At 64.1% G+C, this 359-nt stretch carries 1 protein-coding gene; it reads left to right on the forward strand.

The features are described from left to right. Nucleotides 1–19 precede the first annotated feature (19 nt). The coding region (locus SB753_RS35395; protein WP_410804729.1) for a sigma 54-interacting transcriptional regulator at nucleotides 20–359 on the forward strand (340 nt) is incomplete at its 3' end.

Raw genomic sequence — 359 nt, forward strand, 5'->3', positions numbered from 1 at the left:
CCGGACGGGCGTTGGCTACGTGGATCGCGAACTCATCATCGATTCGCCCGCGCGGCATCTGCATCTGCTCGATACGGCCATCCCCATCAAGAATCGCTGCGGCGAAGTAGTGTCCGTCGTCAATACGTTTCGCGAGATGCGCCGCGTGCGCAAGATGGCGGGACGCTACGCAGGCAATCACGCGCGCTTCACGTTCGACAGCGTGGTCGGAACCAGCGCGGGCACGCGGCGCGCGCTCGATGCGGCGAAAAAAGCCGCGCGCGGCTCGTCGAATGTATTGCTCTCCGGCGAGAGCGGTGTCGGCAAGGAAGTCTTTGCGCAGGCGATTCACAATGCCAGTTCGCGTAGCGCCCAGCCGT

It is taken from the genome of Paraburkholderia sp. SIMBA_053, from assembly GCF_046534895.1.
Taxonomy (GTDB): domain Bacteria; phylum Pseudomonadota; class Gammaproteobacteria; order Burkholderiales; family Burkholderiaceae; genus Paraburkholderia; species Paraburkholderia caledonica.